Source organism: Pseudomonas sp. 32A, from assembly GCF_052682255.1.
In genome coordinates, this window is record NZ_JBQYLY010000001.1 from 1627489 (window position 1) to 1643205 (window position 15717).

Consider the following 15717-nt stretch of genomic DNA (forward strand, 5'->3'; position numbering starts at 1 on the left):
TCGCGAATGCGGTGTGTCAGTCCATATATTTGTCGACTGATCCACTGCTTTCGCGAGCAAGCCCGCTCACACACAAGCCCGCTCCCACATTAGATTGCCGTTGGTCTTACGAGCTCTTTACCAGTTTCACTGCCAGCACATCGCAAGGTGCGCCGTGCAGCACGTCATTGGCGGTGGAGCCCAGCAGCAAGGCCAGGCCGTGACGGCCGTGGCTGCCGACCACGATCAGGTCGCAACCTTGTTCCTTGGCCAGGTGGTGGATTTCCTGGCGCGGCTGGCCGTAGGTCAGGTGGCTCTGGTCTTTTTTCAGGGCAGGGTACTTGTTGATCAGACGATCAAGACGCTCCTTGGCCTGGTCGAACTGCTGCTGTTGCAGCTGGGAAAGGTCCATCGGCACGTCGCCACCAAAGGCCATGGCCATCGGTTCGACGATATGCACCAGGGACAGTTTCACCGAGTCACCTGCAAGGCCTACGGCCCGCTTGATCACGGGGTCGCATTCTTCGGTCAGGTCCACGGCGACCAGAATATGTTCGTAGGGCATGAGGGTTTCTCCAAAGGAAAGCGATAAGTTCAGTATGGCTGGTTTCAAGCGGATGGGGTTGCGTCAGGTCAAATCCGCTCTTCAAGAAATTCGGGAGTACACATATGACGGTCTGGATAGTGGTGTCAATCCTTGCGCTGGTTTTAAGCCCCCTGGCGTGGCTGCGTCCTTCGCGCCATTCAAGCGGGCGCATGGCGTTACGCATGGAGGCACGGCGCATTGGTTTGACCATGCAACTGACACCTCAGGAATGGCCGCACTGGCTCAAGCACGAGCCGCCCAGCCCGTGTGCGCAGTATCACCGGCCACGACGTGGTAACAAGCGGGTGACCTGGAGTTACTGGCAGTTGGAACCGGGTGTGTGGGTCAATCAGTGGCAGGAAACCTGCGTTGATGAAAAGTTGTTGCCGCATTTTGCGACGCTGCCTGCGAACGTCTACAAAGTCGAAGCCGACAAGCAAATGATCACCCTGTACTGGGGCGAGAAGGGCGAGTTGAGCGTGTTGCAGGACATTGACGCGGTGCTCAAGGCGCTGGCCTGAGATTCCTGCGGGCATTAAAAAGCCCGAAAGTATCATCGGGCTGGAGTTGGCCAGGCAGGCCGGTAATTCGTTTTACGTGCCGCTAGCCTAGCCGCATATTTCGTCCTGTACAGCCCTTTAAATCAAAATTCACATTATTGATTTCGCGAATGATTAAACATTGGCGGGGCGATGCCGGCTGCCCCGGGTTCTGAAATGACTGAAAAGTCGCGTTTTTGCGGCCCTTTCGAGCGATTGACAATTCGTCGGATTTGGCTGAAGGTGACGTACCCAAATCAAACGGGCGTATGAATTGAGCGTTTGTCTTTCAGACCGTTCGTACAGAATCCCGACTATCGCGTTGGCGGGTGTGCCTGGCAACTTGGCGTTAGCATCGACGGTAACGTCAGTGTCTACGCTGAATCCTGCGTCCGACGTGTACTGTTCAGCTTCCATATCGTGGAGATCAGTTGATGATTTACGAAGGTAAAGCCATCACGGTTAAGGCTCTTGAAAGTGGCATCGTCGAATTGAAATTCGACCTCAAGGGTGAGTCCGTCAACAAGTTCAACCGTCTAACCCTGAATGAATTGCGTCAGGCCGTAGACACCATCAAAGCAGATGCATCGGTCAAGGGCGTGATCGTCTCCAGCGGCAAGGACGTGTTCATCGTCGGCGCTGACATCACCGAATTCGTCGACAACTTCAAGCTGCCCGATGCCGAGCTTGTGGCTGGCAACCTCGAAGCCAACAAGATTTTCAGCGATTTCGAAGACCTCAACGTGCCGACCGTTGCCGCGATCAATGGCATCGCCTTGGGCGGCGGTCTGGAAATGTGCCTGGCCGCCGACTTCCGCGTGATGTCGGCCACCGCAAAAATCGGCCTGCCGGAAGTGAAGCTGGGCATCTACCCAGGCTTCGGCGGTACCGTGCGCCTGCCGCGCATCATCGGTGCCGACAACGCCATCGAGTGGATTGCCGCCGGCAAGGAAAACCGTGCTGAAGATGCGCTGAAAGTCGGCGCCGTGGATGCTGTGGTGGCTCCCGACAAGCTGGCAGAAGCCGCACTGAACCTGATCAAAGGCGCCATCAGCGGCGAATTTGACTACAAGGCCAAGCGTCAGCCAAAGCTCGAAAAACTCAAGCTCAACGCCATCGAACAAATGATGTCGTTCGAAACCGCCAAAGGTTTCGTGGCTGGCCAGGCCGGCCCGAACTACCCGGCGCCGGTTGAAGCGATCAAGACCATCCAGAAGGCCGCGAACTTCGGTCGCGACAAGGCCCTGGAGATCGAAGCCGCTGGTTTCGTCAAACTGGCCAAGACCTCTGCGGCGCAGAGCTTGATCGGTCTGTTCCTGAACGACCAGGAACTGAAGAAAAAGGCCAAGGCCTACGACGAAATCGCCCGCGATGTGAAACAGGCTGCCGTACTCGGCGCCGGTATCATGGGCGGCGGTATCGCCTATCAGTCGGCGTCCAAAGGCACGCCGATCCTGATGAAAGACATCAACGAGCACGGTATCGAGCAGGGTCTGGCAGAAGCCGCGAAACTGCTGGTGGGTCGCGTTGATAAAGGCCGCATGACTGCAGCGAAAATGGCTGAAGTGCTTAACGGTATTCGTCCTACGCTGTCCTACGGCGATTTCGGCCACGTCGACCTGGTGGTCGAAGCGGTTGTCGAGAACCCGAAGGTCAAGCAGGCGGTACTGGCTGAAGTTGAAGCCCAGGTTAAAGAAGACACCATCCTGGCTTCCAACACCTCGACCATTTCCATCACCTTGCTGGCCAAGGCCCTCAAGCGTCCGGAAAACTTCGTCGGCATGCACTTCTTCAACCCGGTGCACATGATGCCGCTGGTGGAAGTGATCCGTGGCGAGAAGTCCAGCGAACTGGCCGTTGCCACCACCGTTGCCTACGCCAAGAAAATGGGCAAGAACCCGATCGTCGTCAACGATTGCCCGGGCTTCCTGGTCAACCGCGTGCTGTTCCCGTACTTCGGCGGCTTCGCCAAGCTGGTCAGCGCCGGTGTGGACTTCGTGCGCATCGACAAAGTCATGGAAAAATTCGGCTGGCCAATGGGCCCGGCGTACCTGATGGACGTGGTCGGCATCGACACCGGCCACCACGGTCGTGACGTGATGGCTGAAGGCTTCCCGGATCGTATGAAAGACGACCGCCGCTCGGCGATCGACGCGCTCTACGAAGCCAAGCGCCTGGGCCAGAAGAACGGCAAGGGTTTCTACGCTTACGAGACCGACAAGAAGGGCAAGCAGAAGAAAGTGGCCGACCCGTCGGTTCACGAAGTACTCGCGCCGGTCATCTACGAACAGCGTGAAGTGTCCGACGAGGACATCGTCAACTGGATGATGATCGCCCTGTGCCTGGAAACCGTACGCTGCCTGGAAGACGGCATCGTTGAAACCGCAGCCGAGGCCGACATGGGCCTGGTCTACGGTATTGGTTTCCCTCCATTCCGTGGTGGTGCGCTGCGTTACATCGATTCCATCGGTGTGGCCGAGTTCGTTGCCCTGGCTGATCAATACGCTGATCTGGGCCCGCTGTACCACCCGACTGCGAAGCTGCGTGAGATGGCCAAGAACGGCCAGAGCTTCTTCGGTTAAGTGCCCAGACGACTAGAGCGAGAATATTTATGAGCTTGAATCCAAGAGACGTCGTGATTGTCGACTTCGGTCGTACGCCGATGGGCCGCTCCAAGGGCGGCATGCACCGCAACACCCGCGCTGAAGACATGTCGGCGCACCTGATCAGCAAATTGCTGGAACGCAACGTCAAGGTCGACCCCAACGAAGTCGAAGACGTGATCTGGGGCTGCGTCAACCAGACCCTGGAGCAGGGCTGGAACATCGCCCGCATGGCTTCCTTGATGACGCAGATCCCGCACACCGCTGCCGGCCAGACCGTCAGCCGCCTGTGTGGCTCGTCCATGAGCGCGCTGCACACCGCTGCCCAAGCGATCATGACCGGTAACGGTGATGTGTTCGTGGTCGGCGGCGTGGAGCACATGGGCCACGTCAGCATGATGCACGGTGTCGATCCGAACCCGCACATGTCCCTGTACGCGGCGAAAGCCTCGGGCATGATGGGTCTCACCGCTGAAATGCTCGGCAAAATGCACGGCATTACTCGCGAAGCCCAGGATGCATTCGGCCTGCGTTCCCACCAGTTGGCCCACAAGGCCACCCTGGAAGGCAAGTTCAAGGATGAAATCATCCCGATGAACGGCTACGACGAGAACGGTTTCCTGAAACTGTTCGACTACGACGAAACCATTCGTCCGGACACCACCCTGGAAAGCCTGGCGGCCTTGAAGCCGGCCTTCAATCCAAAGGGCGGCACCGTGACAGCCGGTACTTCGTCGCAGATCACTGACGGTGCTTCGTGCATGATCGTGATGTCGGCCCAGCGAGCCCAGGACCTGGGCATCCAGCCGATGGCCGTGATCCGTTCGATGGCAGTCGCAGGTGTGGACCCGGCAATCATGGGCTATGGTCCAGTACCGGCCACACAAAAAGCATTGAAGCGCGCAGGCCTGACTATCTCCGACATCGACTTCTTCGAGCTCAACGAAGCTTTCGCCGCACAGGCCCTGCCAGTGCTGAAAGATTTGAAAGTACTCGACAAGATGAACGAGAAGGTTAACCTGCACGGCGGCGCGATTGCCTTGGGTCACCCGTTTGGGTGTTCCGGCGCTCGTATCTCCGGCACGTTGCTGAACGTGATGAAGCAAAATGGCGGCAACCTTGGGGTTGCGACCATGTGCATTGGCCTCGGCCAAGGCATCTCCACCGTCTTCGAACGTATCTAAACGTTTCGTTGACGGAAGCCGGGGCCCAGTGCCCCGGTTTTTGTTTTTTGGAATTTTTTATATTTTTTTTTAACAAATTTTGTAAGAGGGCCAGAGCATGAAAGTCGAACCAGGGCTCTACCAACATTATAAAGGTCCGCAGTACCGCGTTTTTAATGTGGCGCGGCATTCCGAGACCGAAGAGGAAGTGGTGTTTTACCAAGCACTGTATGGCGATTACGGCTTTTGGGTGCGTCCCTTGAGCATGTTCCTGGAGACCGTCGAAGTTGACGGCGAACAGGTCCCGCGCTTTGCTTTGATCCAGGCCGAAGCCAGCCTTTTTTCCGCGCAATAAAGGCAGGCCGCGCAGAATGCTGCGCTTGACCTCACCTTGTTGCCACTATATATAGCGTTGCCGCGTCAGGCGCCAACCGCCTTTCACTTCTCGAATTCAGGAATTTTCCGATCCATGGGCAAATCGCTGGTCATTGTGGAATCCCCGGCTAAGGCCAAGACCATCAACAAGTACTTGGGTAACGAGTACGTGGTGAAGTCGAGTATCGGCCATATCCGAGACCTGCCCACCAGCGGTTCGGCTAGCGCCAGCAAGGAGCCTGCCGCCAAGCGCGGCAAGGCGGCTGCGGGCGAAGGTCCGGTGCTCACGCCTAAAGAGAAAGCGCGCAAGCAGCTGGTCTCGCGCATGGGTGTCGATCCCGATCATGGCTGGAAAGCCAAGTACGAGATCCTCCCGGGCAAGGAAAAGGTCATCGAAGAGCTGCGCCGGCTCGCCAAAGATGCTGACACCATCTATCTCGCAACCGACTTGGACCGCGAAGGGGAGGCTATTGCCTGGCACCTGCGGGAAGCCATCGGTGGTGACGACAGCCGCTACAAGCGCGTGGTGTTCAACGAAATTACCAAGAAGGCGATCCAGGAAGCCTTCTCCAAGCCGGGCGAACTGGACATTGACCGCGTCAATGCCCAGCAGGCCCGTCGCTTCCTCGACCGCGTCGTGGGTTACATGGTCTCGCCGCTGCTGTGGGCGAAGATCGCCCGTGGCCTGTCCGCCGGCCGTGTGCAATCGGTTGCGGTAAAGCTGGTGGTGGAGCGTGAACGCGAGATTCGTGCGTTCAACCCCGAAGAATACTGGGAAGTGCACGCTGACCTGGGCACCGCCAAGGGCAACAACGTGCGCTTTGAAGTGGCCCGCGAGAAAGGCGAGGCCTTCAAGCCGCTCAACGAAGCCCAGGCCATGGCCGCGCTGGAGAAGCTCAAGGCTTCCAGCTACAGCATCGTCAAACGTGAAGACAAGCCCACCAGCAGCAAACCGTCGGCGCCGTTCATCACGTCCACCCTGCAACAGGCTGCGAGCAACCGCCTGGGCTTCGGGGTGAAGAAGACCATGATGATGGCCCAGCGTCTGTATGAAGCGGGCTACATCACGTATATGCGTACCGACTCCACCAACCTGTCGCAAGACGCGGTGGCGATGGCGCGCACTTATATTGAAAGCGAGTTCGGCAAGAAGTACCTGCCGGAGAAGCCGAACGTCTATAGCAGCAAGGAAGGCGCACAAGAGGCTCACGAAGCGATTCGTCCCTCCGACGCCAACACCGAGCCAAGCAAGCTGAGCGGCATGGAGCGCGACGCTGAGCGCCTCTATGAGCTGATCTGGCGCCAGTTCCTGGCCTGCCAGATGCTGCCGGCGCAATACCTGTCGACGACTGTCAGCGTGGGTGCTGGTGACTTCGAGCTGCGTGCCAAGGGCCGTATCCTCAAGTTCGACGGTTATACCCGCGTAATGCCGCAAATCGCCAAGCCGGGCGACGACGATGTGCTGCCGGACATGGCTCAGGGCGATGTGTTGAAGCTGATCAAGCTCGACCCGTCCCAGCACTTCACCAAGCCGCCGGCGCGTTATTCGGAAGCCAGCCTGGTCAAGGAGATGGAAAAACGCGGTATCGGTCGTCCTTCGACCTATGCGGCGATCATTTCCACCATCCAGGACCGCGGCTACGTCGCCTTGCACAACCGTCGCTTCTACTCGGAAAAGATGGGCGACATCGTCACCGAGCGTCTGTCCGAGAGCTTCTCCAACCTGATGGACTACGGCTTCACCGCCGGCATGGAAGAGAACCTCGATGACGTGGCCCAGGGCGAACGCGACTGGAAAAACGTGCTCGACGAGTTCTACGGCGACTTCAAGAAGAAACTCGAAGTGGCTGAAAGTGCCGAGAACGGCATGCGTGCCAATCAGCCGGTGATGACGGACATTCCGTGCCTCACCTGCGGTCGCCCGATGCAGATTCGTACGGCGTCCACCGGTGTGTTCCTCGGTTGCTCGGGTTACAGTCTGCCGCCAAAAGAGCGCTGCAAGGCCACCGTCAACCTGGTGCCAGGCGATGAAATCGCGGCCGATGACGAGGGTGAGTCCGAGTCGCTGGTATTGCGTGGCAAGCACCGTTGCCCGATCTGCAGCACGGCGATGGACGCCTACCTGCTGGACGAGAAGCACAAGCTGCACATCTGCGGTAACAACCCGGATTGCAACGGCTATGAGATCGAAGAAGGCACTTACCGCATCAAGGGCTACGAAGGTCCGAGCCTGGAATGCGACAAGTGCGGCAGCGAGATGCAGCTCAAGACGGCCGTTTCGGCAAGTTCTTCGGTTGCACCAACCCGACGTGCAAGAACACCCGCAAACTGCTGAAAAGTGGTGACGCGGCGCCGCCGAAGATGGACCCGGTGAAGATGCCTGAACTCAAGTGCGAGAAGGTCAACGACACCTACATCCTGCGTGATGGCGCTTCGGGGCTGTTCCTGGCTGCCAGCCAGTTCCCGAAAAACCGCGAAACCCGTGCTCCGCTGGTGATCGAGATCGTGCCCCACAAGGACGAGATCGATCCGAAGTACCACTTCCTCTGTGAAGCGCCGAAGAAGGACCCGGACGGTCGCCCGTCCGTAATCCGCTACAGCCGCAAGACCAAGGAGCAGTACGTGCAGACCGAAGTGGAAGGCAAGCCTACCGGCTGGAAGGCGTTCTACGACGGTGGCAAGTGGAAGGTCGAGGACAAGCGCCAGGGCGCTTGATTCGCCTGTGAAGGCTATGGCTCTATGTAGGAGCGAGCTCGCTCGCGATGGTCGTTAACGATAACGCGGGAAACCTGACACCCCACGGTGCTCTCAGGTTTTTCGCGAGCAAGCTCGCTCCTACACAGCCAGCATCACGCCTTATTCGTTGTGGAGACTGCCTTCATGGCCAACGAACTCTATACCCGTACCAACCAGAAAATTTACTTCGCGGGTTTGTCCCTGGAAGCCCTTGGCCGTGCCGAGGAAGGAAAGGAGATGAACGCTATCGCGCTGGTACAGGCCGGGCGTGAAGCGGCGCTGTTCCACCTCTATGGCGCCTTGCTTGGCTTGTGCCATGAAATTGCCGGGTTCTATCGCTTGCCTCAGGCCGGCTCACCGCGTGCAGAGATGATCATCAACCGTGACGTGCTGGAGACCATGGCCATCCCTGAGTTGGCCGAGTTGGTTGAGATGGCGCAGAGCCCGGACAGCTGGCTGGCCCGATTGCTGGTAGCCCACGCCGATATGTTTCAGCCTCCACGGGTGAAACACACCCCCAAAGGCGATGTGACCCAGCCGCTGATCGTGGCCGTGAGCCTGGACGATGAAGGGCCTGAGCCATTAAGCCGAGAGGAGCTGGAAAGCTGGAGGCAGGAGTTGAAGAAACTGGCCATTCGGTTTCGGGATGGATTGAACGAGTGCTGAGTTAAGTCGGGCACCATTCATCAAGCCGTAAAGAAAGCTGTCCAGATCCTGAGCGAGGCCGCGCTGATGACTGATATAATGCCGGCCTTTCGTGGAGAACAGACTTTTATGCCAACGTCCTTTCTGGAAATTGTTGAATTGCCCGACGGCCGAATCGAGCTGCGCCGGGCTGAGGACGAGGGTTCTCTGGTTATTTTGGATTTTTCCGAAGACGCAAAAGCGTTCCTGCAAGGCCAGCACGTGGAAGTGGCAAAAGCCATGCTGAGCGTCGGTGTGCAAATGGCAGGGCGCCTGGCTGAAGGCGAGCCGGAGAAAGAAGACGGTTCGCGGATTCTTCACTGAGTCCGTTTGTCGGCTTTTTGTAAGGTTCAATCGTGCAGATCGGCTTCTCAATCCTGAAGAAGCCTTGCGTCATGGCGGACACTGATAACCGTCAATTATCCGCGCATCGTTTTATCCCAACCGAATGTTCAAGCTCTGTGCATCGCCCGTACGTGCGGCGCTGATCAGTTGTTGCCTGGCCGCTGTGGTCAGTGGGTTCAGCCAACTGACCACCGTATGGCTACGGCCCAGGCGCAAGGCTTCGCAGGTCAACTGCTGGGCACTTTGGGCTCCGCGGGGTTGCAGCAACAGAATGCGTTCGCGGTTCAGGCCTGCGTCCCGCAGCCAGGCCTGGGTCAGGCTGGACGGTGGGGCGATCAGCGTCAGCCAGCGTGCATCCTGTTCCTCGCTCAATTCGCGAAGGATCGGCGCCAGCAGGCTCAGGCAGCTCCCGGCAGCACCGCGCAACGACAGTTCACTGAACGCCTCAGGTTCGGCGCTCCAGGGCGCTTCGACCGTTTCCTTGAGGATGGGCGCAAGGGGCTGGGCCATAAAGGCCTCAAACAGCGACAGCTGAGTGTGTTGTGGGGTCTGTAGGAACTGCATGATGCCTCCGTTAGCGGCGAATAACGCCGACGCTCAAGCCTTCAATCACCAGGTCCTGATCCTTCAGGTTCACTTCAATCGGCGCAAACTCAGGGTTCTCGGCCAGTAGCCAGACCTTGCTGCCTTCGCGCTTGAAGCGTTTGACCGTCACTTCATCGCCAATACGGGCGACGACGATCTGGCCATTGCGGGCTTCACGTGTGGTATGGACGGCCAGCAGGTCGCCGTCGAAAATACCCACGTCCTTCATGCTCATGCCGTGGACTCGCAACAGGTAGTCGGCACGGGGATGGAAGAACGTCGGGTTGATATTGCAGGATTCCTCGACGTGCTGTTGCGCCAGGATCGGCGCACCGGCTGCGACCCGCCCGATAATCGGCAGTGTCGACTCGTCGGCCTTGGCTTCGAAGCCAGGGATACGAATGCCCCGTGAGGCACCCGGGGTCATCTCGATCGCACCTTTGCGGGCGAGGGCCTTGAGGTGTTCTTCAGCAGCGTTGGGCGACTTGAATCCCAGTTCCAGCGCAATTTCCGCTCGGGTCGGCGGGTAGCCGTTGTCATCGAGGCAGCGCTTGATAAAAGCCAGAATCTCAGCTTGGCGTGGCGTCAGTTTTAGCATGTTGATCGCTCTGTCTTTTTATACAGTGACTGGGATTATATACAGTGGACTGCGCTTGGCAATCACCGTTTTCAGTCACTCCGCTGGACGGTCGTTTGTCATACGTCCTACAGGCTGTAAACAGCACTGCCTACAGACCTTGGCGAATGTGATTAAATGGCCATGAAATCGGTGACCGACCAGCCGCAAAGCGACCTGCAGGCTTGACAAGACACAGCTTGAAACGTATGTTTCAAACAAGTGTTTGTCAGGCGGAGTAGCCATGGCCCAGTCGGAAACCGTTGAACGCATTCTCGATGCTGCCGAGCAGTTGTTCGCGGAAAAAGGATTTGCTGAAACCTCATTGCGGCTGATCACCAGCAAGGCCGGGGTCAACCTGGCAGCAGTGAACTATCACTTCGGCTCCAAGAAGGCGCTGATCCAGGCCGTGTTCTCTCGGTTCCTGGGGCCTTTCTGTATCAGCCTCGACCGTGAGCTGGAGCGTCGCCAGGCCAAGCCTGAAAACAAGCCAAGCCTGGAAGACCTGCTGGAAATCCTCGTAGAACAAGCCCTGGTGGTCCAGCCTCGCAGCGGCAACGACCTGTCGATCTTCATGCGCCTGTTGGGCCTGGCATTCAGCCAGAGCCAGGGTCACCTGCGTCGCTACCTGGAAGACATGTACGGCAAGGTGTTCCGCCGCTATATGTTGCTGGTCAACGAAGCCGCACCGCGTATTCCGCCGATCGAGCTGTTCTGGCGCGTGCACTTCATGCTCGGTGCCGCGGCGTTCAGCATGTCCGGGATCAAGGCCCTGCGTGCGATTGCCGAGACCGACTTTGGCGTGAACACCTCCATCGAGCAGGTGATGCGCCTGATGGTGCCGTTTCTCGCTGCCGGCATGCGTGCCGAAACCGGCGTTACCGACCAGGCCATGGCCGCCGCCCAGTTGCGTCCCCGCAGCAAGTCGGTACCGGTACCGGCCAAGGTTTAACCCCGTCCGGGTGTGCGCGGCCGCTTGCATCCGCTAAGCTAGCCGCCCATGCCGATTTCAGCTATTTACCCACAGCCCGTTGCTCCCGCTGAGCGTCCGTTTCCAGGTTCAATCCTGGCGATGCGATCTCGTGAGGGCTCCGGGCTGCGCGCGTTATTTAAGGAAGCTTTATGACCCAAGCCCTGCAAGGCTCTTTGATGGTGGACGTCGCCGGTACCTGGCTGACGGCTGAAGATCGCCACTTGTTGCGCCAGCCCGAGGTGGGCGGCCTGATCATTTTTGCGCGCAACATCGAGCACCCGCGCCAGGTGCGTGAGTTGAGCGCCGCGATTCGCGCCGTGCGCCCGGACCTGCTGCTGGCGGTCGATCAGGAAGGCGGCCGCGTTCAGCGCTTGCGCCAGGGGTTCGTCCGCCTGCCGGCGATGCGCGCCTTGGCCGACAACCCGAATGCCGAGCAACTGGCCGAGCAGTGCGGCTGGATCATGGCGACAGAAGTGCTGGCAGTCGGCCTGGACCTGAGCTTCGCGCCGGTGCTGGACCTCGATTACCAGCGCAGCGCAGTCGTGGGCACGCGCGCATTCGAAGGCGACCCCGAGCGTGCCGCCGTGCTTGCCGGTGCCTTTATCCGCGGGATGAACAGCGCCGGCATGGCGGCCACCGGCAAACACTTCCCCGGTCACGGCTGGGCTGAAGCCGATTCCCACGTCGCCATTCCCAATGACGAGCGCAGCCTGGAGCAGATTCGCGCCAATGACCTGGTGCCTTTCGCACGCCTGAGCAAGCAGTTGGCGGCCGTCATGCCGGCCCACGTGATTTATCCACAGGTCGACGCGCAACCAGCCGGCTTTTCCCGGCGCTGGCTGCAGGACATCCTGCGCGGTGAGTTGCAGTTCGACGGGGTGATCTTCAGTGACGACCTGTCGATGGCGGGTGCCCATGTGGTCGGTGATGCTGCGAGCCGTATCGAGGCTGCGTTGACTGCCGGTTGCGACATGGGGTTGGTGTGCAACGACCGCGCGGCCGCTGAATTGGCCCTGAGTGCTGCCCAGCGCATGAAGGTCACACCATCGGCGCGTATCGCGCGGATGCGGGGCCAAGCGGTGGCTTCGACCGAGTACAAGCAGGATCCGCGTTGGCTGGCGGCGTTGGGTGCGCTGCGAGATGCTCAATTGATTGATTAAGACCGCGTCGCGTCCATCGCAGGCGAGCCAGCTCCCACAGGGAAATGCATTCCAAATGTGGGAGCGGGCTTGCCCGCGATGGCGATCTTAATGTCAGCGCTTTTCCTGCTTGTGCGGCAACGGCGCAAACAACGCCTCGATATCCTCATTCCCCAGCTTCCAATCCCCCGTCGTCCGCCCATCCAGAACGCCCGCCGCCAGATCAGACTTTTCCTTCTGCAAATGCTGGATCTTCTCTTCCACGGTGCCCCGGGCAATCATCTTGTAGACGAACACCGGCTTCTCCTGGCCAATACGATACGCACGGTCGGTCGCCTGGTTTTCCGTGGCCGGGTTCCACCACGGGTCGTAGTGAATCACCGTGTCGGCTTCCGTCAGGTTAAGCCCGACGCCACCGGCCTTCAGGCTGATCAGGAATATCTGCAGCTTGCCGCTCTGGAAGTCTTTCACCGGCGTGCGCCGATCCCGGGTTTGCCCGGTCAACAGCGCATAGGCAACGCCACGTTTCTTCAGCTCTGCTTCGATCAGGCTCAGCATCGAGGTGAACTGGGAAAACAGCAAAATCCTGCGGCCTTCGGCAAACAACTCTTCGAGCATCTCCATCAAGCTGTCGAGCTTGCCCGAGCTGCTGCCCTTCGCCGGCAATGTCGCATCATTGACCAGGCGTAAATCACAGCACACTTGGCGCAACTTGAGCAGCGCTTCCAGGATGATGATCTGGCTGCGGGCCACGCCTTTGCGGGTGATCTCGTCGCGGACTTTCTTGTCCATCGCCAGGCGCATGGTCTCGTACACGTCGCGCTGGGCTTCGTTGAGGTCGACCCAATGAATGATCTCGGTCTTGGGCGGCAACTCCGTCGCCACCTGCTCCTTGGTACGGCGCAACAGGAACGGCTTGATCCGACCATTAAGGTGCTGCAATCGCACATCGCTGCCGCGTTTTTCGATTGGCACGCGGTAATCGCGGTTGAAGCTCTTCACATCTCCCAACCAGCCTGGCAGCAGGAAGTGGAACAGCGACCACAGCTCGCCCAAGTGGTTTTCCAGCGGTGTACCGCTGAGGCACAGGCGTTGGCGGGCGTTCAGCTCGCGGGCCGCTTGGGCGGCCTTGCTGTTGGGGTTCTTGATGTACTGCGCTTCGTCGAGGATCAGCACGTGCAAGGGTAGGGCAGCCAGTTGCTCGATGTCCTTGGGCAGCAGGGCGTAGGTGGTCAGCAGCAGGTCGTAGTCCTGCAACTGAGGGAAATGTTTCTTACGCCCGGCGCCGTACAACGCCAATACTTTGAGCTGCGGTGTGAAGTGTGCCGCTTCGTCGAGCCAGTTCGGGATCAGGCTGGTGGGCATCACCACCATGCACGGCCGGTCGAGGCGCCCGGCGATTTTCTCGCTGAGAATATGCGCCAGGGTTTGCAGGGTTTTGCCCAGGCCCATGTCGTCCGCAAGAATCCCGCCGACGTCGAGCTGGCGCAGCGACTGCATCCAGCTCAGGCCTTCCAGTTGGTAAGGTCGCAACGTCGCGTTCAAGCCTTCAGGCGCCTCGCAGCTGAAATCCTTGATGTCCCGCAATCGCTGGGCGAAGTTGCGGATCTTTTCGCCGCCTTCCCATTGCAGCGGCAAGTCTTCCAGCGGGTTCAGGCGAATGGCATCGGCCTTGGCCAGGCGCAGTGCGGTGGTGCCGGGCTCTTGCAGATAGAACTCGCCCAGGGTCGCCAGCACCGGTTTCAGCCGGCCGTAAGGCAGTGCCACTTGCAGCGGGCCGTGGCCGTTGGGCAGGCCGGGAATGTTCACCAGGATCAGTTCGTCATCGCGGCGCCGGGCGAGTTTTTCCGGGTTGAGGATCTCGGTGTGGGAGCGCATCAGGTTCAGCAGGATCGGCAGCAGACTCAGGCGTTCGCCGTTGACGATGATCCCCAGTTCCAGGTCGAACCAGTCACGCTCCGGCACTTCGTCGACGCTGGCGTACCAGTCGTCGACGGCGCTCAGGTCGAAGCCGAAATCTTCATCGATCTGTAGTTCCCAGCCCTGGGCGCGCAGGTTCGGCGAGGCATTCAGGGTGAAGTTCAGCCACGCGCTGTCGTTGACCATCTCGAACAGCTCACCGGCGCTTTCCGGCAGGGCCTTGCTCTGGCGCGTGGCGATCTTGAAGCCCAGCAGGCGCAGTTGTTCGCGGAACTGCTGCTCTACCTCGGGGTGGCGCTTGATCCGCAGGCTCTGCTGTTCCTGACGCACGATAATGTCGGCGTTCTTCTGGCCGCTGACGTAGTTGCCCAGATAGTTGAAGGACAACGCCGCGCGGTGCTGGATATAACGCTGCATCTTGCCGTTGCGCGGTTCGAAGGCGCTGAATTCGATACTCGCCAGCCATAGGCGCGGCACCGGTTGTACGTCTTCCATCACCACTTGCGGCAATACCACGCGGTTATCCAGCACCGCCTGGAGCTTCTCCAGCAACTCGGCATCCTGGGCCGCCGCCGGGTAGGCCAGGGTTTCCTGGACCTTGAGCAGCACCGCCGCGATGTGTTTGCAGTTGGTGTGCACGGGGCAGGTGCAGCGGTTGTCCACCAGGATCAACGTGCCCTTGGCGGATTCGCGCAGCGAGATGGTCTGGCGGTAGACGTTGCCGCCCGAGCCTTCGCAACTGGCAATGATGGTGCTGTCGCCGGACTCGACGATGCGCACACGGTTTTCCAGGGCGTAGCGTCGGCCGCGCTCAAGGCTTTGCTCTTTAAAGCGATTGGCCCACGAAGGGGCCAGGGGTTTGGTCAACGACGACGTCAGGGGCATGGTGCTGGATCAGTCCTGGACGTCGGGCGGTGGTGCGCTGGGCGGCTTGGCGGTCAGCGAAGTGATCTTGATCAGCAGGGCGAGGTGGCCGCCGTCCAGGTAGTTGAGCTGGTTGTTCTTGGTGCGCACGTCTTGCTGGCTGAGGTGTTCGCTGGCAATGACACTGCCGTTGGCGTCGAACTGGTTGACCCAGAAGTCGGCGTCGATATCGGTAAAGCGCCCGAGCTGCAGGCTCAGGGTACCTTCGATGGGGAACTGGCCGAACTGTTCCTGGCCGTCGCTGATGGCCAGCTTCACCGGTTGTTCACCGAGGTTCTGATCCCAGGCCCGGTGCAGCAACACGGTGTAGTTATTGTCGGCACTGAGCTTGTCGACGATGTTGCCCAGCCGCGGCGGGCTCATTTTGTCGGCCGGCAGGCGAGGGGCGCCCGCGTCCCAGTCTTCCGGCGCCGCACGACTATTGATCACCGGCTCGGCGTTCTGGCGCACCAGGATCATCTCCACCAGGTACGGGCTGTCGGCAAACGCCGAAGGCGCAACGACCACCAACAACAAGCTCAAAATGCGGAACAGGCGCATTGGGGCGTCC

13 protein-coding genes and 2 pseudogenes are annotated in these 15717 nt (G+C 59.5%); 10 read left to right on the forward strand and 5 right to left on the reverse strand.

Annotated features, from left to right (window positions below; translation table 11 throughout):
* Positions 1-106: 106 nt before the first annotated feature.
* The gene (locus tag ACUN0G_RS07430) at positions 107-544 is read right to left on the reverse strand and encodes a universal stress protein (RefSeq protein WP_003218985.1); all 438 of its coding nucleotides are present in this window, start codon (positions 542-544) and stop codon (positions 107-109) included.
* Between the two features lie 104 nt (positions 545-648).
* On the opposite strand from ACUN0G_RS07430, the gene ACUN0G_RS07435 reads away from it, so the two are divergent.
* The 8 genes and pseudogenes from ACUN0G_RS07435 (at position 649) to ACUN0G_RS07470 (ending at position 8989) form a co-directional block, all read left to right on the forward strand.
* On the forward strand, positions 649-1086 hold the full coding sequence (locus ACUN0G_RS07435) for a hypothetical protein (RefSeq protein WP_258344402.1): 438 nt from the start codon (positions 649-651) through the stop codon (positions 1084-1086).
* 452 nt (positions 1087-1538) lie between these two features.
* Positions 1539-3686 carry a fatty acid oxidation complex subunit alpha FadB gene (gene fadB / locus ACUN0G_RS07440; protein ID WP_063032264.1) on the forward strand — a complete coding sequence of 716 codons (2148 nt, stop codon included), beginning with the start codon at positions 1539-1541 and terminating at the stop codon, positions 3684-3686.
* A 29-nt stretch (positions 3687-3715) separates the two neighbouring features.
* Positions 3716-4891: an acetyl-CoA C-acyltransferase FadA gene (fadA, locus tag ACUN0G_RS07445; protein ID WP_010176360.1), complete on the forward strand. Its 1176-nt coding sequence runs from the start codon at positions 3716-3718 to the stop codon at positions 4889-4891.
* Between the two features lie 97 nt (positions 4892-4988).
* Positions 4989-5225, forward strand: a complete 237-nt coding sequence (locus ACUN0G_RS07450) for a DUF1653 domain-containing protein (protein ID WP_178964995.1) — start codon at positions 4989-4991, stop codon at positions 5223-5225.
* Positions 5226-5339: 114 nt separating this feature from the next.
* A pseudogene (gene topA / locus ACUN0G_RS07455) lies at positions 5340-7960 on the forward strand (type I DNA topoisomerase).
* A gap of 47 nt (positions 7961-8007) precedes the next feature.
* Positions 8008-8085, forward strand: a pseudogene (locus ACUN0G_RS07460) (outer membrane lipoprotein carrier protein LolA); the annotation flags it as partial.
* 40 nt (positions 8086-8125) lie between these two features.
* Positions 8126-8647: a DUF6586 family protein gene (locus tag ACUN0G_RS07465; RefSeq protein ID WP_445573018.1), complete on the forward strand. Its 522-nt coding sequence runs from the start codon at positions 8126-8128 to the stop codon at positions 8645-8647.
* A gap of 108 nt (positions 8648-8755) precedes the next feature.
* Entirely contained in the window at positions 8756-8989 is a 234-nt protein-coding gene (locus ACUN0G_RS07470; RefSeq protein WP_177084693.1) for a hypothetical protein, read from the forward strand.
* Between the two features lie 111 nt (positions 8990-9100).
* On the opposite strand, the gene sulA is transcribed toward ACUN0G_RS07470, so the two are convergent.
* Positions 9101-9574 carry an SOS-induced cell division inhibitor SulA gene (gene sulA / locus ACUN0G_RS07475; RefSeq protein ID WP_258344405.1) on the reverse strand — a complete coding sequence of 158 codons (474 nt, stop codon included), beginning with the start codon at positions 9572-9574 and terminating at the stop codon, positions 9101-9103.
* 10 nt (positions 9575-9584) lie between these two features.
* Positions 9585-10193, reverse strand: a complete 609-nt coding sequence (gene lexA / locus ACUN0G_RS07480) for a transcriptional repressor LexA (protein WP_003172575.1) — start codon at positions 10191-10193, stop codon at positions 9585-9587.
* A gap of 262 nt (positions 10194-10455) precedes the next feature.
* Between lexA and psrA the strand changes: the two genes are divergently transcribed.
* A complete protein-coding gene (gene psrA, locus ACUN0G_RS07485; RefSeq protein ID WP_003218964.1) occupies positions 10456-11163 on the forward strand; it encodes a transcriptional regulator PsrA in 708 nt (235 codons plus the stop codon).
* Between the two features lie 170 nt (positions 11164-11333).
* Positions 11334-12344 carry a beta-N-acetylhexosaminidase gene (gene nagZ / locus ACUN0G_RS07490; protein ID WP_003218962.1) on the forward strand — a complete coding sequence of 337 codons (1011 nt, stop codon included), beginning with the start codon at positions 11334-11336 and terminating at the stop codon, positions 12342-12344.
* A 93-nt stretch (positions 12345-12437) separates the two neighbouring features.
* On the opposite strand, the gene ACUN0G_RS07495 is transcribed toward nagZ, so the two are convergent.
* The gene (locus ACUN0G_RS07495) at positions 12438-15128 is read right to left on the reverse strand and encodes a DEAD/DEAH box helicase (protein WP_445573019.1); all 2691 of its coding nucleotides are present in this window, start codon (positions 15126-15128) and stop codon (positions 12438-12440) included.
* Positions 15129-15137: 9 nt separating this feature from the next.
* Positions 15138-15707, reverse strand: coding sequence for a CsiV family protein (locus ACUN0G_RS07500; protein WP_167662621.1), 570 nt, complete (start codon positions 15705-15707; stop codon positions 15138-15140).
* Positions 15708-15717: the final 10 nt, after the last annotated feature.

Excerpts from the sequence above, each read along its gene's own strand:
- ACUN0G_RS07430 (WP_003218985.1), bottom strand. The coding sequence starts at position 544 with ATGCCCTACGAACATATTCTGGTCGCCGTGGACCTGACCGAAGAATGC.
- ACUN0G_RS07435 (WP_258344402.1), top strand. The coding sequence starts at position 649 with ATGACGGTCTGGATAGTGGTGTCAATCCTTGCGCTGGTTTTAAGCCCC.
- fadB (WP_063032264.1), top strand. The coding sequence starts at position 1,539 with ATGATTTACGAAGGTAAAGCCATCACGGTTAAGGCTCTTGAAAGTGGC.
- fadA (WP_010176360.1), top strand. The coding sequence starts at position 3,716 with ATGAGCTTGAATCCAAGAGACGTCGTGATTGTCGACTTCGGTCGTACG.
- ACUN0G_RS07450 (WP_178964995.1), top strand. The coding sequence starts at position 4,989 with ATGAAAGTCGAACCAGGGCTCTACCAACATTATAAAGGTCCGCAGTAC.
- ACUN0G_RS07465 (WP_445573018.1), top strand. The coding sequence starts at position 8,126 with ATGGCCAACGAACTCTATACCCGTACCAACCAGAAAATTTACTTCGCG.
- ACUN0G_RS07470 (WP_177084693.1), top strand. The coding sequence starts at position 8,756 with ATGCCAACGTCCTTTCTGGAAATTGTTGAATTGCCCGACGGCCGAATC.
- sulA (WP_258344405.1), bottom strand. The coding sequence starts at position 9,574 with ATGCAGTTCCTACAGACCCCACAACACACTCAGCTGTCGCTGTTTGAG.
- lexA (WP_003172575.1), bottom strand. The coding sequence starts at position 10,193 with ATGCTAAAACTGACGCCACGCCAAGCTGAGATTCTGGCTTTTATCAAG.
- psrA (WP_003218964.1), top strand. The coding sequence starts at position 10,456 with ATGGCCCAGTCGGAAACCGTTGAACGCATTCTCGATGCTGCCGAGCAG.
- nagZ (WP_003218962.1), top strand. The coding sequence starts at position 11,334 with ATGACCCAAGCCCTGCAAGGCTCTTTGATGGTGGACGTCGCCGGTACC.
- ACUN0G_RS07495 (WP_445573019.1), bottom strand. The coding sequence starts at position 15,128 with ATGCCCCTGACGTCGTCGTTGACCAAACCCCTGGCCCCTTCGTGGGCC.
- ACUN0G_RS07500 (WP_167662621.1), bottom strand. The coding sequence starts at position 15,707 with ATGCGCCTGTTCCGCATTTTGAGCTTGTTGTTGGTGGTCGTTGCGCCT.